The sequence below is a fragment of the Streptomyces sp. NPDC041814 genome, from assembly GCF_055590565.1.
In genome coordinates this window covers 450,097-472,081 of record NZ_JBVJAM010000003.1, presented here as the reverse complement: position 1 = coordinate 472,081, position 21,985 = coordinate 450,097, and the positions used below count along the sequence as shown (strand labels likewise).

General features: G+C 73.1%; 24 protein-coding genes. 12 read left to right on the top strand and 12 right to left on the bottom strand.

Translation table 11 applies throughout. The annotated features are described in order from the left end of the window. Nucleotides 1-298: 298 nt before the first annotated feature. A complete protein-coding gene (locus tag ACZ6C6_RS11800; protein WP_469201611.1) occupies nucleotides 299-931 on the top strand; it encodes a class I SAM-dependent DNA methyltransferase in 633 nt (210 codons plus the stop codon). Between the two features lie 58 nt (nucleotides 932-989). On the opposite strand, the gene ACZ6C6_RS11795 is transcribed toward ACZ6C6_RS11800, so the two are convergent. Both ACZ6C6_RS11795 and ACZ6C6_RS11790 read right to left on the bottom strand, forming a co-directional pair. Then, entirely contained in the window at nucleotides 990-1,532 is a 543-nt protein-coding gene (locus ACZ6C6_RS11795) for a TetR/AcrR family transcriptional regulator (RefSeq protein ID WP_365680168.1), read from the bottom strand. Nucleotides 1,533-1,546: 14 nt separating this feature from the next. After that, the gene (locus tag ACZ6C6_RS11790; RefSeq protein ID WP_147970729.1) at nucleotides 1,547-2,125 is read right to left on the bottom strand and encodes a sugar O-acetyltransferase; all 579 of its coding nucleotides are present in this window, start codon (nucleotides 2,123-2,125) and stop codon (nucleotides 1,547-1,549) included. 114 nt (nucleotides 2,126-2,239) lie between these two features. Between ACZ6C6_RS11790 and ACZ6C6_RS11785 the strand changes: the two genes are divergently transcribed. Then, entirely contained in the window at nucleotides 2,240-3,457 is a 1,218-nt protein-coding gene (locus ACZ6C6_RS11785) for an MFS transporter (RefSeq protein ID WP_469201608.1), read from the top strand. Here ACZ6C6_RS11785 and thrS read toward each other — a convergent pair. The 5 genes from thrS to ACZ6C6_RS11760 form a co-directional block, all read right to left on the bottom strand. Further along, nucleotides 3,454-4,689 carry a threonine--tRNA ligase gene (gene thrS / locus ACZ6C6_RS11780; RefSeq protein WP_469201606.1) on the bottom strand — a complete coding sequence of 412 codons (1,236 nt, stop codon included), beginning with the start codon at nucleotides 4,687-4,689 and terminating at the stop codon, nucleotides 3,454-3,456. The genes ACZ6C6_RS11785 and thrS overlap by 4 nt on opposite strands. A gap of 214 nt (nucleotides 4,690-4,903) precedes the next feature. After that, nucleotides 4,904-5,611: a class F sortase gene (locus ACZ6C6_RS11775; RefSeq protein ID WP_469201604.1), complete on the bottom strand. Its 708-nt coding sequence runs from the start codon at nucleotides 5,609-5,611 to the stop codon at nucleotides 4,904-4,906. Between the two features lie 120 nt (nucleotides 5,612-5,731). Then, nucleotides 5,732-6,469, bottom strand: coding sequence for a hypothetical protein (locus ACZ6C6_RS11770; RefSeq protein WP_469201602.1), 738 nt, complete (start codon nucleotides 6,467-6,469; stop codon nucleotides 5,732-5,734). Nucleotides 6,470-6,732: 263 nt separating this feature from the next. Next, entirely contained in the window at nucleotides 6,733-7,572 is an 840-nt protein-coding gene (locus tag ACZ6C6_RS11765) for a transglutaminase-like and tetratricopeptide repeat-containing protein (protein ID WP_469201600.1), read from the bottom strand. 3 nt (nucleotides 7,573-7,575) lie between these two features. Then, nucleotides 7,576-8,574: a GNAT family N-acetyltransferase gene (locus ACZ6C6_RS11760; RefSeq protein ID WP_469201598.1), complete on the bottom strand. Its 999-nt coding sequence runs from the start codon at nucleotides 8,572-8,574 to the stop codon at nucleotides 7,576-7,578. A 117-nt stretch (nucleotides 8,575-8,691) separates the two neighbouring features. On the opposite strand from ACZ6C6_RS11760, the gene fdxA reads away from it, so the two are divergent. Continuing rightward, complete coding sequence (fdxA, locus tag ACZ6C6_RS11755) at nucleotides 8,692-9,012, top strand: ferredoxin (RefSeq protein ID WP_018105475.1); 321 nt, start codon at nucleotides 8,692-8,694, stop codon at nucleotides 9,010-9,012. A gap of 118 nt (nucleotides 9,013-9,130) precedes the next feature. Then, nucleotides 9,131-10,225, top strand: coding sequence for a succinyldiaminopimelate transaminase (dapC, locus tag ACZ6C6_RS11750; protein WP_469201596.1), 1,095 nt, complete (start codon nucleotides 9,131-9,133; stop codon nucleotides 10,223-10,225). Between the two features lie 67 nt (nucleotides 10,226-10,292). On the opposite strand, the gene ACZ6C6_RS11745 is transcribed toward dapC, so the two are convergent. Together ACZ6C6_RS11745 and ACZ6C6_RS11740 are read right to left on the bottom strand one after the other, a co-directional pair. Continuing rightward, a complete protein-coding gene (locus tag ACZ6C6_RS11745; RefSeq protein WP_469201594.1) occupies nucleotides 10,293-10,691 on the bottom strand; it encodes an ATP-binding protein in 399 nt (132 codons plus the stop codon). Nucleotides 10,692-11,005: 314 nt separating this feature from the next. Further along, nucleotides 11,006-11,929, bottom strand: coding sequence for a VldE C-terminal domain-containing protein (locus tag ACZ6C6_RS11740; protein ID WP_469201592.1), 924 nt, complete (start codon nucleotides 11,927-11,929; stop codon nucleotides 11,006-11,008). Between the two features lie 87 nt (nucleotides 11,930-12,016). Here ACZ6C6_RS11740 and dapE point away from each other — a divergent pair, with 87 nt between their 5' ends. Then, a complete protein-coding gene (gene dapE / locus ACZ6C6_RS11735; RefSeq protein ID WP_469201590.1) occupies nucleotides 12,017-13,096 on the top strand; it encodes a succinyl-diaminopimelate desuccinylase in 1,080 nt (359 codons plus the stop codon). Between the two features lie 108 nt (nucleotides 13,097-13,204). After that, nucleotides 13,205-13,990 carry an LOG family protein gene (locus tag ACZ6C6_RS11730; RefSeq protein ID WP_328902168.1) on the top strand — a complete coding sequence of 262 codons (786 nt, stop codon included), beginning with the start codon at nucleotides 13,205-13,207 and terminating at the stop codon, nucleotides 13,988-13,990. A gap of 107 nt (nucleotides 13,991-14,097) precedes the next feature. On the opposite strand, the gene folP is transcribed toward ACZ6C6_RS11730, so the two are convergent. Beyond that, nucleotides 14,098-14,958 carry a dihydropteroate synthase gene (folP, locus tag ACZ6C6_RS11725; RefSeq protein ID WP_469201852.1) on the bottom strand — a complete coding sequence of 287 codons (861 nt, stop codon included), beginning with the start codon at nucleotides 14,956-14,958 and terminating at the stop codon, nucleotides 14,098-14,100. Between the two features lie 132 nt (nucleotides 14,959-15,090). On the opposite strand from folP, the gene ACZ6C6_RS11720 reads away from it, so the two are divergent. Together ACZ6C6_RS11720 and ACZ6C6_RS11715 are read left to right on the top strand one after the other, a co-directional pair. Then, complete coding sequence (locus ACZ6C6_RS11720; RefSeq protein ID WP_469201588.1) at nucleotides 15,091-15,516, top strand: DivIVA domain-containing protein; 426 nt, start codon at nucleotides 15,091-15,093, stop codon at nucleotides 15,514-15,516. After that, nucleotides 15,513-16,100, top strand: a complete 588-nt coding sequence (locus ACZ6C6_RS11715; RefSeq protein ID WP_469201586.1) for a DNA-3-methyladenine glycosylase I — start codon at nucleotides 15,513-15,515, stop codon at nucleotides 16,098-16,100. Before ACZ6C6_RS11720 ends, ACZ6C6_RS11715 begins: the two co-directional genes overlap by 4 nt. A 3-nt stretch (nucleotides 16,101-16,103) precedes the next feature. On the opposite strand, the gene chcB is transcribed toward ACZ6C6_RS11715, so the two are convergent. Beyond that, nucleotides 16,104-16,916, bottom strand: a complete 813-nt coding sequence (gene chcB, locus ACZ6C6_RS11710) for a 2-cyclohexenylcarbonyl CoA isomerase (RefSeq protein ID WP_469201584.1) — start codon at nucleotides 16,914-16,916, stop codon at nucleotides 16,104-16,106. 315 nt (nucleotides 16,917-17,231) lie between these two features. Between chcB and ACZ6C6_RS11705 the strand changes: the two genes are divergently transcribed. Further along, the gene (locus ACZ6C6_RS11705) at nucleotides 17,232-17,399 is read left to right on the top strand and encodes a DUF3117 domain-containing protein (protein WP_018105485.1); all 168 of its coding nucleotides are present in this window, start codon (nucleotides 17,232-17,234) and stop codon (nucleotides 17,397-17,399) included. 107 nt (nucleotides 17,400-17,506) lie between these two features. Here the strand turns inward: ACZ6C6_RS11705 and ACZ6C6_RS11700 are convergent, their stop codons facing one another. Then, nucleotides 17,507-18,172, bottom strand: coding sequence for an O-methyltransferase (locus ACZ6C6_RS11700; RefSeq protein ID WP_018105486.1), 666 nt, complete (start codon nucleotides 18,170-18,172; stop codon nucleotides 17,507-17,509). Nucleotides 18,173-18,349: 177 nt separating this feature from the next. On the opposite strand from ACZ6C6_RS11700, the gene sigE reads away from it, so the two are divergent. From sigE to ACZ6C6_RS11685, 3 genes are all read left to right on the top strand, one after another. Next, the gene (sigE, locus tag ACZ6C6_RS11695) at nucleotides 18,350-19,117 is read left to right on the top strand and encodes an RNA polymerase sigma factor SigE (RefSeq protein ID WP_185993001.1); all 768 of its coding nucleotides are present in this window, start codon (nucleotides 18,350-18,352) and stop codon (nucleotides 19,115-19,117) included. Next, complete coding sequence (locus ACZ6C6_RS11690) at nucleotides 19,114-20,097, top strand: zf-HC2 domain-containing protein (RefSeq protein WP_469201581.1); 984 nt, start codon at nucleotides 19,114-19,116, stop codon at nucleotides 20,095-20,097. The genes sigE and ACZ6C6_RS11690 overlap by 4 nt, the downstream gene beginning before the upstream one ends. Before the next feature lie 123 nt (nucleotides 20,098-20,220). Continuing rightward, nucleotides 20,221-21,891 (top strand): S1C family serine protease, encoded by a 1,671-nt coding sequence (locus ACZ6C6_RS11685; protein ID WP_469201579.1) that lies wholly within the window; start codon nucleotides 20,221-20,223, stop codon nucleotides 21,889-21,891. Nucleotides 21,892-21,985: the final 94 nt, after the last annotated feature.

Genomic DNA, 21,985 nt, shown 5'->3' with positions numbered 1-21,985 from the left:
GGACGTACGTCTCCTGGGTGTTGGTGCGGGTGACGCGACGAACGGTCCGGCGAGATGCTCAGAGAGCGCTCTCCGGTGGCTGTTGATGGTTCCGCTGTTACCCGGGACACGTCAAGAGGTGTGCGTCGGAAGCCTTGGCCGGACCGGGTCTTGCGCAACAAGTAATGTCTGCGGCACGGCAATTGACCCGCTCTGTGGCCAGTCGGGCGTGCTCGTGCGTTCAGGAGCTGACGGTGACCGCCCCGGCGCGCGGGGTGCCCGGCACCGTCCGGCGCCACCACCCCTTAGGGTCGTACGGATGACCGAACTCGACGCGACCCGCGCCTATTACGACACCGTCGCCGAGGACTACGCCGTACGCGTCCCCGGCCTCTTCGCCGAGGACGTCCCGGGGCGCGCGCTGATCGGCGCGTTCGCGGAGGAGGTCCGCGCGGACGGCGGGCTCCCCGTCGCCGATCTCGGCTGCGGGCCGGGCCATGTGACGGCGCATCTGGCCGCCCTCGGGCTGAGTGTCCACGGTGTGGACGTGTCGCCGCGCATGGTGGACATCGCCCGGCGCCGCCACCCGGAGCTGCGCTTCGAGACCGGAACGATGGACGCGCTCGCGCTGCCGGACGGCGGCCTCGGGGGGATCGTCGCCTGGTGGTCCATCCTGCACACGCCGCCGGACCGGCTCCCGGTCCTCTTCGCGGAGTTCCGCCGCGTCCTGGCCCCCGGCGGCCGGCTGCTGCTGGGGTTCCACGCCGGGAACGGGGAGCCCTACACCTCGGAGAAGCGGGCGGGCGGATTCGCGTACGCCATCCATCTGCTGTCCGCCGACCGCGTTGCCGGACAACTGGAGGAGGCGGGGTTCGCCCTCACCGCCCGGCTGACCACCCCGGGCGCGAAGTGGCCCCAGGTGTGCGTGCTGGCCCGGGCGGCCGGTGCGTGAGAGGTGGCCTGGCCGGCACCTTGGTCAGGTGGGGTGCCGGCCAGGGGCTGTGGGCGCGTCAGGCGCGCGTGATGCGGGCGATGGCCTCGACGGTCAGGGCACGGTCGTGCGGTTCGGTTTCCAGCGCCCGATGGATGGAAAGGCCCTCGATCAGCGCGTCGAGCTGACGGGCCGTCGCCGGGTCGAAGTGCCACTCCAGGGCGACCCGGCTGCGGCGCATCCACTCGCGGGTCAGCTCGCGGTAGGCGGGTTTGCGGGCGGCGAGGGTGTACAGCTCGTGCGTGAGGACCAGTTCGCGCTGATTGCCGCCGGACAGATGGTGGACCAGATCGGCCACCGCCTCGCGGGCCTCGTCCCGCGTGGTGGCGGCGCCCAGGCGCTCCTCGAAGACGGCGACGATGCCGCTGGAGAAGCGCGTGAACGCCTCCCTCAGCAGCTCGTCCATACCGGCGAAGTGGTACGTCATCGAGCCGAGGGGCACCCCGGCTCGCGCGGCGACCTTGCGGTGCGAGGTCCCGGCGACCCCCTCGGCCGCGATCAGGTCGAGCGCGGCGGTGATGATGCGCTCCCGCCGCTCGGGATCGTTCTGTCCGGTCGCCACGCGCTGTCCCTCGTCTAGATCGAACGGATCACCCGGGCCGGATTGCCCACGGCGACCACGTTGGCGGGGATGTCCTTGGTGACGACGGCTCCCGCGCCGATGACGCTGTTGTCCCCGATGGTCACCCCGGCCAGCACGATGGCCCCGCCACCGAGCCAGACATTGTCGCCGATCGTGATGGGCCGCGCCGCCTCCAGCTTGTCCCGGCGGGGCTCCGGCTCCACCGGATGCGTCGGCGTGAGCAGCTGGACGTTCGGCCCGATCTGGCAGTCGCGGCCGATGGTGATCGGCGCGACGTCCAGCGCGGTGAGGTTGTAGTTGATGAACGTGTCCTCGCCGACCGTGATGTACGAGCCGTAGTCGACGTACAGCGGCGGCCGGATGTGCGCCCCCGCGCCGAGCCCGCCGAGGAGTTCGGCGACGACCGGCTGCGCGGCGTCCGGGTCCTCGGCGTAGGCGGCGAGATAGCGGGCGGCCAGCCGCACGGCGCGCTTCTGGGCCTCGACGATCTGCGGGTCGTCCGCGATGTACAGGTCTCCGGCGAGCATCCGCTCGTGGTTCGTACGGGGATCGCCCGCGAAGTAGTCCGTCATGGGTACGAGCGTACACTCCAGGCGTACGATCGTACGCTCGTGGCGTCGGGGTTTTTTCCGGCCGCCGCGTTCCCCACCGTCACCCCCTCCAACCGTCTGACGAGGCCCCGCTGTATGGATGCCGCCACACGCCGCTGGCGTGCCGCACTGTTCCTCTTCATGCTCGCCGCAGGTACCGGCATGGCCTCCTGGGTCGCGCGCACCCCCGCCGTCCGGGACGGGCTCGACGTGTCCACCGGCGCCATGGGCCTGGTGCTGTTCGGGCTGTCCACCGGTTCGATGGCCGGTGTCATGGCGTCCGGGCCGCTGGTGCGGCGGCACGGCGGCCGGGCGACGATCCTCGGCGGGGTCACCCTGATCGTCGCCGGGCTGCTGGTCGTCGCGGCCGGCACCGCCCTCTCGCTGGCCGTCGTGGTCTTCGGGGGACTGGCCCTGTTCGGCGGCGGGATGGGGATGAGCGAGGTGGCGTTCAACATCGAGGGCGCCGCCGTCGAGAGCGCCATCGGGCGGCCCGTCCTGCCGGTGCTGCACGGCTGCTTCAGCCTGGGGACCGTCGTCGGGGCGCTCCTCGGCATGGCGCTGACCGCGGCCGCGTTCCCCGTCGGATGGCACCTGGCACTCGTCGCGGGGCTGATAGCCGCGGCCGGTACACGGGCGGTCCTCGCCATTCCGCCCGGCACCGGCAAGGACGACGCTCCCGCCGCCGCCTCCGGGCAGGGCGGTCTGCGCGGACAGCTGCACGTGTGGCGCGACCGGAAGCTCGTCCTCATCGGCGTGATCGTGCTGGCGATGGCCTTCGCGGAGGGCGCGGCCAACGACTGGCTGCCGCTGCTCATGGTCGACGGCTACGACGTGAGCCCCACGGCGGGCTCCCTGACCTTCCTGGTCTTCGCCGCCTCCATGACCCTGGGCCGATTCGCCGGCGGACCTTTCCTGGAGCGCTTCGGCCGGGCACTGGTCGTCCGGATCAGCGGCCTGACCGCCGCGCTGGGCCTCGCGGTGGTCATCGTCGCCCCGAGCCCCCTGATGGCGGGCGCCGCCACGGTGCTGTGGGGGCTCGGCGCCTCGCTCGGCTTCCCCGTCACGGTGTCCGCCGCGGGCGACCACCCGACGGACGCCGCCGCACGGGTGGCCGCGGTCTCCACGGCGGGCTACGGCGCCTTCCTGGTCGGCCCGCCCGCCCTCGGCTTCCTCGCCGACCGCATCGGGCTGCGCCTCACGATGACCGTGGTCCTGGCGCTGGTCGCCCTCGCGGCTGCGCTGGCGGGGGCGCTGGGGCCGGGCCGGGAGGACGACAGGCCGAGGGTGGAGGCGGCGCCGGACACGGCCTAGAGACCGTCCGCCTCCTCGTCCCACAGCGCGGTGCTGTGCGCGGCGGTCAGCGCGGCGATCCGGGACAGCGCCTCCCCGGCCGGCATGGGGCCGAGCCGTCGGCCGTCGCGCAGGCGGAGTGCGACGAGCCCTTCGGCCGCCTCGGCCGCGCCGATCACCACCTGGTACGGCACCAGCCGGGCCTCGCGGACACGGGCGCCCAGGCTGCCGCGCTCCCGGCCGCTGATCTCCGCGCGGAGCCCCAGCCCGGCGCACCGTTCGGCCAGCGCCTCCGCGTCCGGGAGTTCGGCGTCGGACACCGGCAGGACCGCCAGCTGTTTCGGGGCGAGCCAGGCCGGGAAGGCGCCGCCGTGCTGCTCGATGAGATGGGCCACGGCCCGCTCGACGCTGCCGATGATGGAGCGGTGCACCATGACCGGGCGGTGCTTCGCCCCGTCGGCCCCGGTGTAGTGCAGGTCGAAGCGCTCCGGCTGGTGGAAGTCGGCCTGCACGGTGGACAGGGTGAACTCGCGGCCCGCCGCGTCCTCGACCTGGACGTCGATCTTCGGCCCGTAGAACGCGGCCTCGCCCTCCGCCGCCTCGTAGGGCAGCCCCGACGCCTCCAGCACTTCGGTCAGCAGCGCGGTCGCGCGCCGCCACAGCTCCGGGGCGGCGACGTACTTCCCGCCGGGCCCGGGCAGCGAGAGCCGGAAGCGGGCCGCGCGGACGCCCAGCGCCTCGTACGCCCGGAGGATCATGTCGAGCGCCCCGCGCGCCTCGTCGGCGACCTGCTCGACGGTGCAGAAGATGTGCGCGTCGTTCAGATGGATGGAGCGCACCCGGGTCAGCCCGCCGAGGACCCCGGACAGCTCCGCGCGGTACATCCCGCCCAGCTCCGCCATCCGCAGCGGCAGTTCGCGGTAGCTGTGCGCCCGGGAGCGGTAGATCACCGCGTGGTGCGGGCACAGGCTGGGCCTCAGCACCAGCCGCTGTCCCTCGCCCAGGTCCATCGGCGGGAACATGTCGTCGCTGTAGTGCGCCCAGTGCCCCGAGCGTTCGTACAGCTCCTGTTTGCCGAGCACCGGTGAGTACACGTGGCGGTAGCCCGCCCGCCGTTCGGCGTCCCGGATGTACTCCTCCAGGGTGTGCCGCAGCTCCGCCCCGTCCGGCAGCCAGTAGGGGAGCCCCGCGCCGATCAGCGGATCGGTGTCGAACAGTTCGAGCTCGCGGCCGAGTTTGCGGTGGTCGTGCATGGCGGTCTCCTCGCGTGGGAAGAGGCGAGCGACCCCACGCGAAAGCCCCGGGGCACTCGCCCCGGGGCTTGTCGGCTGGTCAGCAGTCAGCGCGCCGGGACACTCTCCGGCGTCGTCGTGTTGATAGCGGCACGCTGCATGGTTCCGACGCTAGCAGCGCCCCGCGCCCGCCCGCATCCGGTTTCTGCGCCCGTACGCGGGGGAAGGCCGCCGCTCAGCCCTCCTTCACCGAGTCGAGGTGCGCGAAGACCACGACGTTGTCCTCGTAGTCCTTGGCCTTCCGGTCGTAATTGCCGCCGCAGGTGATCAGCCGCAGCTGCGCGTCCGGGGTGTCGGCGTACACCTTGTCGTCCGGGAAGTCCGCCTTGCTGAACGTGTCCACGGAGTCGACGGAGAACGTCGCCACCGTGCCGTCGGCGCGGGTGATGTCGACGGTCGCTCCGGGTTTCAGGAAGCGCAGCTGGAGGAAGACGGCCGGACCGGTCGTGGTGTCCACGTGGCCCGCCACGATCGACGCCCCCCGTTCGCCGGGTGTGGCCCCGTCCTTGAACCAGCCGACCAGGTTCTTGTCGTTCGGCGGCGGCGCGTCGAGACGGCCCGAAGGGCCGATGGAGAGGGGGGTGAACGGCGCGTCCACCGCGATCGCCGGAATGCGCAGCCGCGTCGGCACCGAGCGCGGCAGCGAGGGCGATTCGCTCGGGGCGGCCTTCGCGGAGGCAGCGGACGACGGGGACGCGGCGGCGGAGGCGGCGGCCGGGGGCGGGGCGGGCGCCTTGTCATCGACCGGCGAACCGAGGGAGTGGTAGATCAGGGTCATGCCGAGACCGGCCGTCGCGAGGGGCCAGAACAGGGCCCGGCCGAGCGAGCCGGTGCGGGACGCGGCCCCGGGGGAGGGGGTTTCGGTGGTCTGCGGGGCGGCCATGGATACGTGCCTTTCGTCCGTACGGGGGCGGTACGAGTGGGGAGGACCGGGGAAACGCGGGCGCCGCGGCCGCCGGCCCCGGAGGGACGGCGACCGCGACGGCAGAGGCCCGCGGACCGGTCAGGCCATGGCACCGCCGGACGCCTGACGGCGGCGGAGCCGGTAGGCGGCCACACCGGCGCCACCGAGCAGCAGCAGCGAACCGGCGGCCAGACCGCTGCCGGTCATCGCCATCGCGCCACCACCGGTGTGCATGCCGCCGCTCGGCTTCTCCTCGTCCTTGTACTTGCCGCCCTCGTCACCGGGCTGCCACTCCGTGACGGTCTGCGCGAGCGCGCCGCCGCCGGTGTGGACGCCACCGTGCGGCTTGTCCTCGTCGTCCTTGCTGTACTTGCCGCCCTCGTCACCGGGCTGCCACTCCTTGGCGAGGGTGTTGGCCAGCGCGCCGCCGCCCGTGTGGACGCCACCGTGCGGCTTGTCCTCGTCGTCCTTGCTGTACTTGCCGCCCTCGTCACCGGGCTGCCACTCCTTCGCGACGGCCTTGGCCAGCGCGCCGCCGCCCGTGTGGACGCCACCGTGCGGCTTGTCCTCGTCGTCCTTGCTGTACTTGCCGCCCTCGTCACCCGGCTGCCACTCCTTGGTGACGGTCTTCGACAGGGCGCCGCCGCCGGTGTGGACGCCGCCGCTCGGCTTGTCCTTCTTCCAGGCGCCGTCGGAGTTGTCGTGCTCGTGGTCGGAGGCGGACGAGCCGCCGTGCTGCTGGTCGGCGGCGACGGTCATCGCGTAGGCCGAGGGAGCGGTGATGGTGAGGACCGCCGTGACGGCGGCCGAAGCGAACAGCGTGCGGGCAGAGCGCATCTGTACACAATTCCTTTCGTCGCCCCTGCGAGGAGTGACTGCGTGTCGACTCCTGGTGACGCAGCGGCTACGTGATCCACCGTCAGTCCGAACCCGGGAGCGCGCCATCGGAGAGCGCCGCATGGGGGCCACGGCGTGGGCCCATCGAGTGGCGAAGAGCGGATAATCACCCGTTGGACGGCATGCCGTGCCCCCGTGAGGTTTGGGTGCCGTGCCGCGCCTCCCGCTCCGTCAGGTCAGGAGCGCCAGCGCCTCCCGCTCCGTCAGTTCAGGAGTGCCCGCGCCGCCCGCGCACTGTTGCGCACCGCCTCCGCCACGGCCGGCTCCACGTCTTCGACGACCCGCGCGTACTCCTCCATCTCGGCCGCCCCGCGCAGGAACTCGCCCGCGCGCACCAGCAGCTGGGCGTGCTCGTAGCGCAGCCTGGCCGGGTGCGACGGCAGCAGCAGCGACAGCTCGGCCGCCCACAGCGCCACGGCGGTGTGCTCCGGGCGGGCCGCGGCCCAGGCCCGGATGTTGTTCAGCACGCGCAGCACGACCTCCAGCGGCCGTGCGGGCTCCAGCGACGACGGCTCCCACCGCTCCCCGGTCGCGCTCGTCACCATCAGCTCCGCGTCCTGGTCCGACAGCGGCCGCCCCCCGGCGAACGGATCGGCGAGGACCCGCTCGGCCGGGTCGCCGAAGCCGACCACGAAATGACCCGGCAGGGCCACGCCGTACACCGGGGCGCCCGCCCGCCGGGCGACCTCGATCCACACCACCGACAGCAGGATCGGCAGCCCGCGCCGCCGCCGCAGCACCTCGTGCAGCAGGGACGACTCCAGCCGCTGGTAGTCCGCCGCCGACCCCTCGAACCCGTACCGCTCACCGAGCAGTTCGGCCAGCGCCGACGCCCAGGCATGGGCCCCGCGCAGCCCGTACGGGAGCTGCCCGGCGAGCCGGTCCAGCTCGATCTGGGCCTCGTCGATGCCGTGCGCGTCCAGCGCCGGATCCGCCTCCGCCGCCACCAGCAGGCACAGCAGCGCCAGGTCGGGCCGCTCGGCCCGGGCCTCCTCCGCGAACCTGCGTCGCAGCTCCTCGCGGTCGTTCCGTTCGGCCGCCACCGGTCACACCGGCCGGAAGTGGTGGTAGCGGTGGTGCGTCGCGAAGCCCATCCCGTCGTACAGCGCGCGGGCGCCCTCGTTGTCCGCCTCCACCTGGAGCCAGGCGGCGGACGCGCCCTCGTCCATCGCCTGCCGGGCCAGTGCGGTCATCACGGCGGTCGCCAGGCCCCGGCGGCGGTGTTCGGGGGCCACCTCGACGGCCATGAATCCGGCCCACCGCCCGTCCACCACGCACCGCCCGATCGCGGCGGGCGCCTCGCCGTCCTCGCCGGGCACGGTCGCGAACCACACCGAGGGGCCGCTGTGCAGCACCGCCGTCACCTCCGGCCCCGGCGTCCCGACGCGCTGGTAGCGGCCGAGCCACGCGGCACCGGCCGTACGGTCCAGCCGGACCCGGGAGACCTCGGCCGGCAGGTCACCGACCGGGGCGAGCGCCGCGATCCGCACCTCCGCCGTCACCTCGCGCCGCCAGCCGTGCTCCTCCAGCGCCGCGCACAGCTCCTCCTGCGCGCCCTCGGCACCGGTCGCGGTCTGCACGTACGCGGGCAGCCCCCGCTCCGCGTACCACGCGCGGACGCGGCCGAGCGCTGCTTCGAGCGGCATGCCCGGGTCGCCGAGCGGCAGCACGGAGTTGGCGCGGCGGGTGAATCCGGCGGAGGCGCGCAGCAGCCAGTCGCCCAGTGGTTCGCTCTCCACGGGCTGCCAGGCGCGCGCGGTCACCCGGGCGAGTTCGGCGAAGGAGGCGGCGGGGCCGCGCCGCCGGGCGGGGGCGGAGGGAACGACCTTTCCCGCCACGAGAGAGGGCTCCGCGATGCGCACCGACACGCCACTCTTGGGTGTGACGCACAACACGCCGTCGTTCCATGATGTGAGAACGCCGACCGTGTCGGTGAATTCCGGCCCGTTAGGGCCTTCTCCGCTCAGACGCCGGACTGATACCCGTTTGCCCACGTCAGCTGGTGCAATTCGGACCTCCAGCCGTCCGCCGATGGTGAATTCCACAGCTCTGTCCGCCCCTCCTGTTCGGATCGTGCCCGCGAACGGAGATACTAGGTGCGGGCATCGACGACGCCGCGCTCCCGCGCGAGAGCCAACGCCCTACCGAGGAGGAACGACAGCGTGACCTACGTCATCGCGCAGCCTTGTGTCGACGTCAAGGACAAGGCCTGCATCGAAGAGTGCCCCGTCGACTGCATCTACGAGGGCCAGCGGTCCTTGTACATCCACCCGGACGAGTGCGTCGACTGTGGAGCCTGCGAGCCGGTCTGCCCGGTGGAAGCGATCTTCTACGAGGACGACACCCCGGACGAGTGGAAGGACTACTACAAGGCGAACGTCGAGTTCTTCGACGACCTCGGTTCGCCGGGTGGTGCCTCCAAGCTTGGTCTGATCGAGCGCGACCACGCGTTCATCGCCGCGCTGCCGCCGCAGAACCAGTAACAGCGCCCCGGCACGTGCGCCGCCCCGGTCCCGTACGGCTCGCCGCCGTGCGGGACCGCGGTGTTTTCCGCGCCCGCCGGGCCGCCCGCGTGAACTCCGTACGAGAAAGCAGAGAGCCGTGTCCGCAGTCTCCTCCCGCCTCCCGGTCTTCCCCTGGGACAAGCTGGCGCCCTACAAGTCGACGGCCGGGGCCCACCCGGACGGGATCGTGGACCTGTCCGTCGGCACCCCCGTCGACCCGGTGCCCGAGCTGATCCGGCAGGCGCTCGTCGCGGCCGCGGACAGCCCCGGCTATCCGACGGTGTGGGGGACCGCCGCACTGCGCGACGCGCTCACCGGCTGGGTGGAGCGGCGGCTCGGAGCCGTGTCGGTCGCCCATGAGAACGTGCTGCCCGTCGTCGGCTCCAAGGAGCTGGTGGCCTGGCTGCCGACCCAGCTCGGCCTGGGCCCCGGCGACAAGGTCGCCTACCCGCGGCTCGCCTACCCGACGTACGAGGTCGGTGCGCGGCTCTGCGGCGCGGAGCCGGTGGCCTACGACGACCCGACCGAGCTCGACCCGGCCGGCCTGAAGCTCCTCTGGCTCAACTCCCCGTCCAATCCGACCGGCCGCGTCCTCGCCAAGGACGAGCTGGTCCGCATCGTCGCCTGGGCGCGCGAGCACGGCGTACTGGTCTTCAGCGACGAGTGCTACCTGGAGCTGGGCTGGGAAGCGGAGCCGGTCTCCGTGCTCCACCCGGACGTCTGCGGCGGTACGTACGAGGGCATCGTCGCCGTCCACTCCCTGTCGAAGAGGTCCAACCTCGCGGGCTACCGCGCGGCGTTCATCGCCGGCGACGCGGCCGTACTGGGCGAGCTGCTGCTGATCCGCAAGCACGGCGGCATGATGACGCCCGCGCCCGTCCAGGCCGCGACCGTCGCCGCGCTCGGCGACGACACCCACGTCGACGAACAGCGCGCCCGGTACGCGGACCGCCGCGCCGCCCTGCGTGCGGCCCTGGAGGCCCACGGCTTCCGCATCGAGCACAGCGAGGCGAGCCTCTACCTCTGGGCCACCCGCGACGAACCCTGCTGGGAGACCGTGGCGTACCTGGCGGACCTGGGCATCCTGGTCGCGCCCGGCGACTTCTACGGACCGGCCGGCGACCGCTTCGTCCGGGTGGCGTTCACCGCCACGGACGAGCGCGTGGCGGCGGCGGTCAAGCGCCTCGGCTGACCAGCGGCGTACGCGAGGGCCCCCGGGAACACGTGTTCCCGGGGGCCCTCGCGCGTGGGGCGGGCGTTCAGCCGAGCGGCAGGCCCTGGGTGAGCGCGTCCGTGGGCAGACCGCCCTTGGCCGCCTTGGAGACGGTGCCGGTGGCGTCGCCCTTGGTGGCGCCGGAGACCGTCTTCGCGGCGGGGGCGGCCTTGCCGCCGACGTCGGTGAGCGTCTTGCCCGCGACCGGCAGCGCGGTGCCGACGAGCTTGCCGCCGGTCTCGTTCGCCGCGCCCGAAGCCGGCTTGGCGGCGCCTTCGACCGTCTTGCCGAGACCGGAACCCTCGACGCTGGTGAGACCGCCGAGGTCCGGGGCCTGCGAGAGCTCAACGGCACCCGCGGCACCGGCCGCACCGACCACGGGGGCCGCACCCGCCGCGATCAGCAGCGCGGTACGGGCGATCCGGCGGGTCAGGGGGAGGGACATGATGCTCCTTCGACGGGAGGGGAATTCGGGCTGTCCGTGAGCCGGACGCCATGACAACCGTCGTGGGGGCGGGTGAGGTTGCGGTGCGGTGACGTAAAGACTGAGCAATGCGTCGGATAATCCTCAGCGGAGGAACCCGGGCAAACCGCGCGCTCCGCGGCCGTCCGGCGAACCGTCACTCCCCTTGCGCCGCAAGGCTCGCGGGAGGCGCGCGACCGATCCCCGGCAGGCCTTCGGGGGAGCGCCGGGGGCGCACGGCGGTACGCCCCTGCGGGCGATGACCCGCACGCCTGCGCGGGCACCCCTGAGCGCCCTCAGCCCACCAGACGGAGCCGTACCTCGTCCGTGTCGGACGCCCCGCGCTCCGACGCCTCGCGCTCCGTGCGCCAGCCCGAGCCGGCCGCCCAGACCCGGCCCCCGTACGCGACCTCGTCGATGCCCAGCGCCTCCGACTGGGCCACCGCCCAGTGCGCCAGCTCCCACCCGCGCTGCGGTGCGCCGTCCCGGTCGGCCCGGCGGTCCGCCCGCACCGGGACCGCGAGCGCACCCGAGGCCGGGGAGCCCGCCGTGCCGGAGCCGGCCGGGAGGACCCCCTTGCCGAAGGCGCTCACCAGGGCCGCCCGCACCTTCGTCGCGTCACCGGTCCCGGCGGTGGTCCGTGGCGGCTCGCAGTCCAGCGCGGCGGGGGTGCGGCCGGTCAGCGCGGCGGCCAGCAGCGCCGCGTCCGGCTCGTGCTTCGCGTACGCCTGCGGGAAACCGCTGCGCTGGACGCGCTGCGCGGCTTCGGTCAGCGGCAGCCGCGAATAGCCCCGCACCTTTGCCAGGTGCTGGTAGAACTTCCCGGCCGAGTACACCGGGTCCATGATCTGCCGCGCGGTGCCCCAGCCCTGCGAGGGCCGCTGCTGGAACAGCCCGAGCGAGTCCCGGTCGCCGTGGTCGAGGTTGTGCAGCGCGGACTCCTGCAGCGCCGTGGCCAGCGCGATGGTCACCGCGCGCTCCGGCATCCCGCGCCGCGTGCCGACGGCCGAGATCGTCGCGGCGTTCGCGGCCTGCTCGGGCGTCAGCCGGTACGAACCGTCCGCCGACCGCACCGTGCACTGATCGGACCCGCGCCCGCCCGAAACGTACTGAACCATCAGATAACCGGCCACCGCCGCGAGCACGCCGACGGCCGCCACGATCCGCAGCCGACGGCTGCGGCCGGGACGCCGGGGAGCAGCGGAATCGGTCCTGGTCACGGGGCCACCGTACGACAGGCGCAGTGCCTCTCCGGAGCCCCCCGACTGGGCAGCGACGGGCTCCGGAGAGGCACTAGGCTCGTAGCCATGGCCGAAAGCACGCTTGACCTCACCCTTGACGGGCCCGCACTCACTGCCGCGCTCGTGGACTTCCCCTCGGTCAGCGGGGACGAGAAGGACCTCGCCGACGCCATCGAGACGGCGCTGCGCGCACTGCCGCACCTCACCGTCGAGCGGTACGGGAACAACGTCGTGGCCAGGACGGGACTCGGCCGTTCCGAACGCGTCATCCTGGCCGGGCACATCGACACCGTGCCGATCGCCGGCAACGTGCCCTCCCGGCTCGACGCGGACGGCCTCCTCTGGGGCTGCGGCACCTCCGACATGAAGTCCGGCGTCGCCGTCCAGCTGCGCATCGCCGCCACCGTGCCCGAGCCCAACCGCGACCTCACCTTCGTCTTCTACGACCAGGAGGAGGTCGCCGCCCACCTCAACGGCCTCGGCCGCATCGCCGACGCCCACCCGGACTGGCTGAAGGGCGACTTCGCCATCCTGCTGGAGGGTTCGAACGGCGAGGTCGAGGGCGGCTGCCAGGGCACCCTGCGCGTCTTCCTCCATCTGGAGGGCGAGCGGGCGCACTCCGCACGCAGCTGGATGGGGTCCAACGCCATCCACGCCGCCGCCCCGGTCCTCGCCCGCCTCGCCGCGTACGAGCCGCGGCGGCCGGTGATCGACGGGCTGGAGTACCACGAGGGCCTGAACGCCGTGCGCATCGAGGGCGGCGTCGCCAACAACGTCATCCCCGACGCCTGCACGGTCGTCGTGAACTACCGCTACGCCCCCGACCTCGGCCAGGAAGAGGCCCTGGCCCACGTCCGCGAGGTCTTCGCGGACTGCGGCGTCGCGGAGTTCACGGTGGACGACCACTCCGGCGCGGCGATGCCCGGCCTCTCGCACCCGGCGGCCAAGGCGTTCATGGACGCGGTCGGCGGCGTCGCCCGCCCCAAGTTCGGCTGGACGGACGTGGCCCGTTTCGGCCCCCTCGGCGTCCCCGCCGTCAACTACGGCCCCGGCGACCCGGTCCTCGCCCACAAGCGTGACGAGCACGTCAGGATCGAGCGGATCACCCACTGCGAGGAGCGCCTGCGGTCCTGGCTCACGTCCTGACCCACGTCCGACCTCCCGCCTTCCCCTGTCCGTAACCCGTGGCGATCTACGCTGGCGGGTGACGGAGGCGTCGCAGGGCGCCCCCGACGTCGGCGGAGGGAGCAGGTCATGGGCAACCGCGAGGACGCGCGCATTCCCGAGGGTGCGGAGATCCCCGAGGGCGCGGTACGGCCCGAGGAGCAGCGCCTCGGCCCCGTACTGCGCCGCAGGGACCAGGTGCAGCCCGGCACGACCGATCAGCGGCTGCTGGACTCCGAGGACGACTCCGAGTGGGTGCACACCGACCCGTGGCGGGTGATGCGCATCCAGTCGGAGTTCGTCGAGGGCTTCGGCGCGCTCGCCGAACTCCCGAGCGCCATCAGCGTCTTCGGCTCGGCCCGCACGCCCGCCGGTACGCCGGAGTACGAGGCGGGTGTACGGATCGGCAGGGCGCTGGTCGACGCGGGCTTCGCGGTCATCACCGGGGGCGGCCCGGGTGCGATGGAGGCAGCGAACCGGGGGGCGCGCGAGGCGAGCGGCATCTCGGTCGGCCTCGGCATCGAGCTGCCCTTCGAGTCCGGGCTGAACCCGCACGTCGACATCGGCGTCAACTTCCGCTACTTCTTCGTCCGCAAGACGATGTTCGTCAAGTACGCCCAGGGCTTCGTCGTCCTGCCCGGCGGCCTGGGCACCCTGGACGAACTCTTCGAGGCCCTGACCCTGGTCCAGACGGGCAAGGTCACCCGCTTCCCGATCGTCCTCTTCGGCACGGCCTACTGGGGCGGCCTGGTGGACTGGCTCCGCGACACGGTGGTGGCGCAGGGCAAGGCGTCGGAGCGGGACCTGCTGCTGTTCCACGTCACGGACGACGTGGACGAGGCGGTGGCGCTGGTGACGAAGGAGGTCGGGCGGTAGGCGTTGCGGGGGCGCTGCCCCCGTACCCCCGCTCATCGATCGCCGGAGGCGCTTGAGCTTCGCTCCTGTCGACGCACATCCGCGGCGACAGGAGCGAAATCCCGTCCCTACGCCAGCCCCCTCCGCGCGACCGCCGGCGGACGCCACCCCGCGAGGGACGCCACCATGTCCAGGACATCCCGCGTCTCGGCCACCTCATGCACCCGGTACACCCGCGCCCCCAGCCACGCGGACACCGCCGTCGTCGCCAGCGTCCCCAGCAGCCGCTCCTTCACCGGCCGGTCCAGCGTCTCGCCCACGAAGTCCTTGTTGGAGAGCGAGACCAGCACCGGCCACCCCGTCTCCGCCATCTCGCCGAGCCTGCGGGTCGCCTCCAGCGAGTGCCGGGTGTTCTTCCCGAAGTCGTGACCGGGGTCGATCATGATCCCGTCGGGCCGGACCCCCAGGGAGACGGCCCGCTCGGCCAGCCCCACGGTCACCCGCAGGATGTCGGCCATGACGTCCTCGTACCCCACCCGGTGCGGCCTGGTCCGGGGCTCCGCCCCGCCCGCGTGGGTGCACACGAGCCCCGCCCCGTACCGCGCGGCGACCTCGGCGAGCTTCGGGTCCACCCCGCCCCACGCGTCGTTCAGCAGATCCGCCCCCGCCTCGCAGACCGCCTCGCCGACCTCGTGGCGCCAGGTGTCGACGCTGATCACCACGTCCGGGTGGCGGCGGCGCACCTCGGCGACGAAGCCGACCGTGCGGCGGGCCTCCTCCTCGGCGGTGACCTCCTCGCCGGGTCCGGCCTTGACACCGCCGATGTCGATGATCGCCGCCCCGTCGGCCACGGCCTGCTCGACCCGGGCGAGCGCGGGCTCGTCCTGGAAGGTGGCGCCCCGGTCGTAGAAGGAGTCCGGAGTGCGGTTCACGATCGCCATGATCACCTGCTCGTGCGGCCCGAATTCATGCCGCCCCAGCCGGAGCACACCGCTTGCCATCCGTGTCCCTTCCTGTGAATCCGCCCAGGCAGAAACCGCCGAGGCCAACAGCCGACACTAACTGTCAGTGCCGCATGGCACGATCGGACCCGGACGAATTCCGCTCCCGGGGAGATACGCGTGTTCTTGTTCTTGCTGCTGGCGATGGTGGTGGTGGTTGCCGCGGTCACCCTCGCGGTGGTCGGTGGAGGCAGAAGCGCCGTCCTGCAGGACGTGGCGCCCGAGCAGCTGACGGACCCGCTTCCCGCCTCGCGCCCGGTCGGCCGGGAGGACGTCGAGGCGCTGCGGCTGCCCGTCGGTCTCCGGGGCTACCGGATGGCGGAGGTGGACGACGCGCTCGGCCGGCTCGGTGCCGAGCTCGCCGAGCGGGACGCGCGGATCGCGGAGCTGGAGTCCGCGCTCGCCGGTGCGCAGGCGACCAGGATGGGCGGCCCCGACCTGCTCAAGGAGGGGCACGGTGCGTCGCCCCGCCCCTGGCAGGCGCCCGAGACGGCTGCCCCGGCGGACGAACGCCCGGCCCCGGACGACGAGGAGCCCGGCCGGTGACCGGCGGAGCAGTGGCGGCGGCGGACGGCGGACTGCGCTGCCCCTGGGGGCTGTCCACCGAGGACTACCTCTGGTACCACGACACGGAGTGGGGCCGTCCGGTCCACGGCGACGACGCGCTGTTCGAGCGGCTGTGCCTGGAGGCGTTCCAGTCGGGGCTCTCCTGGCTGACGATCCTGCGCCGCCGCGAGGGCTTCCGCAGCGCGTTCGCCGGGTTCAGTATCCCGGCGGTCGCGGAGTTCACGGAGGCGGACCGGGAACGGCTGCTGGCCGACGAGGGGATCATCCGCAACCGCGCGAAGGTCGACGCGACCATGGCCAACGCCCGGGTGCTGGCCGGCTGGGGCTCCGGCGAGCTGGACGAGCTGATCTGGTCGTACGCCCCCGACCCGCTGAGCCGTCCGGCCCCGAAGACCCTCGGGGACGTACCGGCGGTCACCCCCGAGTCCGCGGCTCTGGCCAAGGAGCTGAAGAAGCGGGGGCTGCGCTTCATCGGGCCGACCACGGCCTACGCCCTGATGCAGGCGTGCGGCTTGGTGGACGACCACCTCGCCGACTGTGTCGCCCGCCCCACCCCGGCGTAGCACCTACCGCCCGAGGTACTTCGGCTTCTCCTTCGCGAGGAACGCCCGCACCGCGATCCCGTGGTCCTCGGACACCCCCGCCCTGGTCTGGAGCCCGTCCTCCTTCTCCAGGGCCTCGGCCAGGCTGTGACCCGCGCCGAAGGCGAGCGACTCCTTGAGCGCCGCGTAGGCGACGGTCGGGCCGTCGGCCAGGGTGCGGGCCACGGCGGCCGCCTCGGCGGCCAGCTCGGCCGCGGGCACCAGCCTGTTGACGATGCCCAGCTCATGGGCGTCCCGCGCGGAGATGGAGCGCGGGAAGAGCAGCAGGTCGGCGGCGCGGCTCTGGCCGATCAGCCGGGGCAGCGTCCAGGAGACGCCCGAGTCTGCGGTGAGGGCGACCCCGGCGAACGAGGTGTTGAAGGAGGCGGTGTCGGCGGCCACCCGGTAGTCGCAGGCGAGCGCGAAGCCGAAGCCCGCGCCCGCGGCGGCGCCGTTGATCCCGGCCACGACCGGCTTCGGCATCTCGGTGAGCGCCCGCACGATGGGGTTGTAGTGCTCCCGCACGGTGCTGAGCGGGTTGCCCCCGCCCGCCGCCTCGGTCTCCGCCAGCGTGGACAGGTGCTCCTTGAGGTCCTGCCCGACACAGAAGGCGCGCTCCCCGGCCGCCGTGAGCAGCACCGCCCGGACGCCGGTGTCGGCGGCGGCGGACCGCAGCGCGTCGCGGAGCGCGACCTTGGCGGCGGTGTTCATGGCGTTCATCGCGTCGGGGCGGTTGATCGTGATGGTCGCGAGCCCGTCGCTGATGTCGTACCGCACCACGTCGTCGTGATCGGCCATGAGAGGGGTCCCCTTTGCGTGTCGTTGACCTGCGTGTCCAGGCAAGCATGGCCGACTTCGCCGGAGGCGGACATGTGACCTGCGTCAAACATTTATGCGCCGCGGAGGGGCTCAAGGGGCCGGAGTATCCCAGTGAGGTCCCCGAATTGGGTGGTTTTGAGTGAGCGCGTTGCCCAAGAGATGCAGAGCGATGTTGGTCATCGGGGTCGGTGATGCGGGATAATGGCGTGGAAGCATTGTGTTCGATGCCGGTGAGGCAGCGCCTGTCATGGGGCCGCCGGTTGCGATGAGCTGGTTTCAGGAAGGGGAACGAGCATGGCGGCCATGAAGCCGCGGACGGGCGACGGCCCGCTCGAGGTGACAAAGGAGGGGCGGGGCATCGTCATGCGAGTTCCGCTCGAAGGCGGCGGTCGGCTTGTCGTGGAGCTGACGCCGGACGAGGCCGATGCCCTCGGCGACGCCCTCAAGCAGGTCGTCGGCTGAGCAGACGCTCATAACTTCACCGCTGCCCCGGCATGGTTCCCGTGCCGGGGCAGCGGTGCGTCCGGATCCGGGCGCCTTCGTACGGCGGGCGCGGCCGCGCGTACGCGTCAGCCGCGCCGCACCGCGCAGAGCAGGCCGTCGCCCACCGGCAGCAGCGTCGCCATCAGCTCCTGGCTCTCACGGACCGCCCGCAGCAGCTCCCGTACGCGCAGCACCTCGGCCGGCTGGGCGGCCGAGTCGACCGTACGGCCGTCCGCGAAGACGCCCTCGAAGCAGACGAGGCCCCCGGGCCGCAGCAGGCGCAACGATTCAGCGAGACAGTCCAGGCTCTCCATCCGGTCGCCGTCGCAGAACACGAGGTCGTAACCGCCGTCCGCGAGCCGGGGGAGCACATCGAGGGCGCGCCCCGGGATGAAGCGGGACCGGTTGGCCGCGAAGCCCGCGGCGCGGAACGCCTCCCGGGCGAACTGCTGGCGCTCGGGCTCCGGGTCGACCGTGGTCAGCACCCCGTCCGGCCGCATCCCGTGCAGCAGATAGATGCCGGACACGCCGGTGCCGGTGCCGATTTCCGCCACGGCCTTGGCGTCCGTGGTGGCAGCGAGCAGGCGCAGGGCGGCCCCGGTGCCTGGCGACACCGAGCGGAGCCCTGCCTCGCGGGCCCGGTCCCGGGCCCAGCGCAGTGCTTCGTCCTCGGCGACAAAGGCGTCGGCGAACGCCCAGCTCGTCTGCCGGTTGGCGGTAATGACCCTCTCCTGTCCCCTTAGTTGGCGCAACGGTGACTGTATCCGCTGGACCCGGGAACCCGCAGATGGGACCGGGCGTTGTCCAAAGGTGGGGAGAAGCCCGGTGACGAGGCCCGCCGGTCGGGTCCGTGGCACGGGTGAGCTTCCGGGGATTTCCCCGGCCCCAGCTGGAAAAAGGCTTATCCGGAGCTAACGGGCGAGGTGGTTATGGTAGGGGCTCCACTGGACACCACCAGAGCCGATAGGGGAGGTGCGGCTGCGCCTGTGGATCGGGGAGGAGTGCTGCGGCGCTTTCTCAGGTCGGCGGGTGAGCCGAAATCCGTGACCGACATTGCTGACCGTTCTTCCAAAGACTCCGCACCGACCGCGACCTTCGCCTCCGATGCGGAATCCCAGGCGTGGACCCCGCCCACATGGGAAGAGATCGTCAGCACGCACAGCGGCCGCGTTTACCGCCTCGCCTACCGGCTGACGGGAAACCAGCACGACGCGGAGGACCTCACGCAGGAGGTCTTCGTCCGTGTCTTCCGTTCGCTGTCGACCTACACGCCCGGCACCTTCGAGGGCTGGCTGCACCGCATCACGACCAATCTCTTCCTGGACATGGTCCGCCGCAAGCAGCGCATCCGCTTCGACTCCCTCGGGGACGACGCCGCCGAGCGGCTGCCCAGCCGTGAGCCGTCGCCCCAGCAGGTCTTCAACGACACCCACTTCGACGCCGACGTCCAGCAGGCGCTGGACACCCTCGCGCCCGAATTCCGGGCCGCTGTCGTCCTCTGCGACATCGAGGGCCTTTCCTACGAGGAGATCGCGGCGACGCTCGGTGTGAAGCTGGGCACGGTGCGCAGCCGTATCCACCGCGGGCGCTCCCACCTGCGCAAGGCCCTGCGGCACCGCTCGCCGGAGGCCCGCGCCGAGCAGCGCTCCCTGGCGGGCGCCGGTGTCCTCCTGGCAGGGGAGGGCGGTACGGCGTGAGCCAAACGGATCCGACCCTCGCGGAACAACACCTGGGGGACCGCCTCGCCGCGCTCGTCGACGGCGAGCTGAAGCACGATGCCCGCGACCGGGTGCTCGCCCACCTCGCCACCTGCGCCAAGTGCGCGGCCGAGGCGGCAGCCCAGCGCCGCCTGAAGAGCGTCTTCGCGCAGGCCGCCCCGCCCTCGCCCTCCGAAGGCTTCCTGGCCCGCCTCCAAGGGCTTCCGGGCGGACCGCCCGGAGGTGACGACGACCGGCAGGGAAGACCCGGGGGCGCATCCGGGCGGTTCGGTGACGGACTCTTCCCGGGGACGCGCCCGCCGGGCGGCCGGGCGGACCTCACCACCGCCCCCGGACCTCTGGACAACTTCGGCTACCTCCCCGCCGTCCACGGCGGGGCCACCGCGCTGCCCTCGGCCGGTACGGGCTTCCGCATCCACGAGGTGGGGCGCGAGGGCGACCGCTCGCCGTGGCGGGGCCGCAGGTTCGCCTTCGCCGCCGCCAGCGCCGTCTCGCTGGCGGCCATCGCGCTCGGCGGAGCCCTCCCGACGACCACCGGCGAGACGCCCACCCGTGCCTCCGGCGCGGGCAACAGCGTCACCCCGGCAGGCACCGACGCCCGGACCGGCGGCGGCGTCCCGGCCGGCCGGCGGAACGGGACGGGGCAGGGCACGCGCGCCTTGTCCGGTCAGGCGGACCGCTCGGTCTCCCTCGCGGTGAACACCGTGTCAGCCGGATTCGCCGCCCCGTCGCTGCTGGGCACCGGCCGCCTCTCCGGCAACGCGTACGGGCTGGGCCTCCGCTCCGGCATCTCCGCGATACGCCCCGGCGGGGCCGGTTCGCTGCTGGGCCGCGCCCTGGGCGCCGGGCTCGACCCGGTCTCGCCCGCCTCCGCCCCGCAGCCCTCCCTGCCGCCCACCTCCGCCGCCGCGAAACCGGCCTCCGCCGACCACGGACTGCCCCTCTCGCCCCGTCGCTGATCCCGCACGCCGTACGGGCTGCGCAGCCCAGGACCAAACCTGGTTGAATTCCGGCAGGATTTTCGGGAGGGACGCCCCTTCGGGGGCGTGCGGAGGGCCGGTTGCGGCAGTTGCGGGGAGAACATGGACGACGGGAAGCTCACCGAGCCCAAGGCGAAGTGGTGGAGCCGGCCCACGCCGGGGCCGGCCACGGCCGGCGAGGCCCCGGAACCCGCGCCTGAGGCGGCCGCGGCGCCCGTGCCCCCGGCAACGCCCGGGGCACCCGAGGCCCACGGGTCCGGTGGGACACCGGGTGTCCCCGAAGCCCACGACCCAGCCGTGACGTCCGGCGCCCACGACGCCCCGGCGCCCCACGGCGCCGCCGAGGCGCCCGCGGTGCTCGACGCACCCCACGACGCCCCGGCGCCCCAGCCGCTGCACGAGCCGGACCCGTACGGCACCCCGCCCTACGGCGGCCCCGGCCCCTGGGCGCCCGCTCCCCCGGTACAGCGGCCGACGCCCGCGCACGGCACGCCCGTACCCCCGCCGTACGCGGGGACGAACGGCGCGGGGATGTCCGTCGCACCCCCGCCGGCTCCGCAGGACTCGCACCCGCCCGCCCCGCAGTGGCAGAGCTACGACCCCTGGGGCGCGCCCCGGCAGCCGCTCGTCACCCAGCCGGGCCCCCCGCTCCCGGACGGCCGGCGGAAGAACCGGCGCGGCGCGATGCTGATCGGCGCGCTGCTCCTCGCCCTGGTCGCGGGCGGCATCGGCGGCGGCATAGGCGCGTACATAGAACGCAACGGCGGTCTCACCAGCGTCGAGCTGCCCCAGGACGAGCGGGACGGCGGCGGCCGCGCCCCGGACAGCGTGGCGGGCATCGCGGCCAGCGCCCTGCCCAGCGTCGTCACCCTGCACGTCAGCGGCGCCTCCGAGTCCGGCACCGGCACCGGCTTCGTCCTCGACGACCGGGGCCACATCCTCACCAACAACCACGTGGTCGCCCCGGCCGGTTCGTCCGGCGAGATCACCGTCACCTTCAGCGGTGGCGAGACCGCGACCGCCGAGGTCGTCGGCAAGGACAGCGGCTACGACCTGGCCGTCGTGAAGGTCAGCGGAGTCTCGGGGCTCAAGCCGCTCCCGCTGGGCAACTCCGACAACGTCCAGGTCGGCGACCCGGTGGTGGCCATCGGGGCCCCCTTCGACCTGTCCAACACCGTCACCTCCGGGATCATCAGCGCCAAGGACCGCCCGATCACCGCGGGCGGCGAGAAGGGCGACGGCAGCGACGTCAGCTACGTCAACGCGCTCCAGACCGACGCCCCCATCAACCCGGGCAACTCCGGCGGCCCGCTGGTGGACACCGACGCCCATGTCATCGGCATCAACAGCGCCATCCGCGCCGCCGACAGCGGCTCGGCCGGTGAGGGCGGGCAGGCGGGGTCCATCGGCCTCGGCTTCGCCATCCCGATCAACCAGGGCAAGCGGGTCGCCGAGCAGCTGATCAACACCGGCAAGGCGACCCACCCGGTGATCGGCGTCACCCTCGACATGAAGTACACCGGCGACGGCGCCAAGGTCGGCGGGAGCGCGCAGGGGTCCTCGCCGGTCACCGCGGGCGGTCCGGCCGACAAGGCCGGCATCGAGGCGGACGACGTCATCACGGAGGTGGACGGGAAGCGGGTGCACAGCGGCGAGGAGCTCATCGTCAAGATCCGCTCGCACCGGCCCGGGGACGACCTGCGGCTGACCGTGACGCGCGGTGGTAAAGACCTGTCCATAACTTTGACGCTGGGCTCGGCAACCGGCACGTGACCGCCACGGGAAGCTACCGTCCGGACAGATTCGCCGGGTACCGTGTTCGATGTCCGGACCTCATCCGAGCTGGTCGCGGAGAATACGAGGAGCC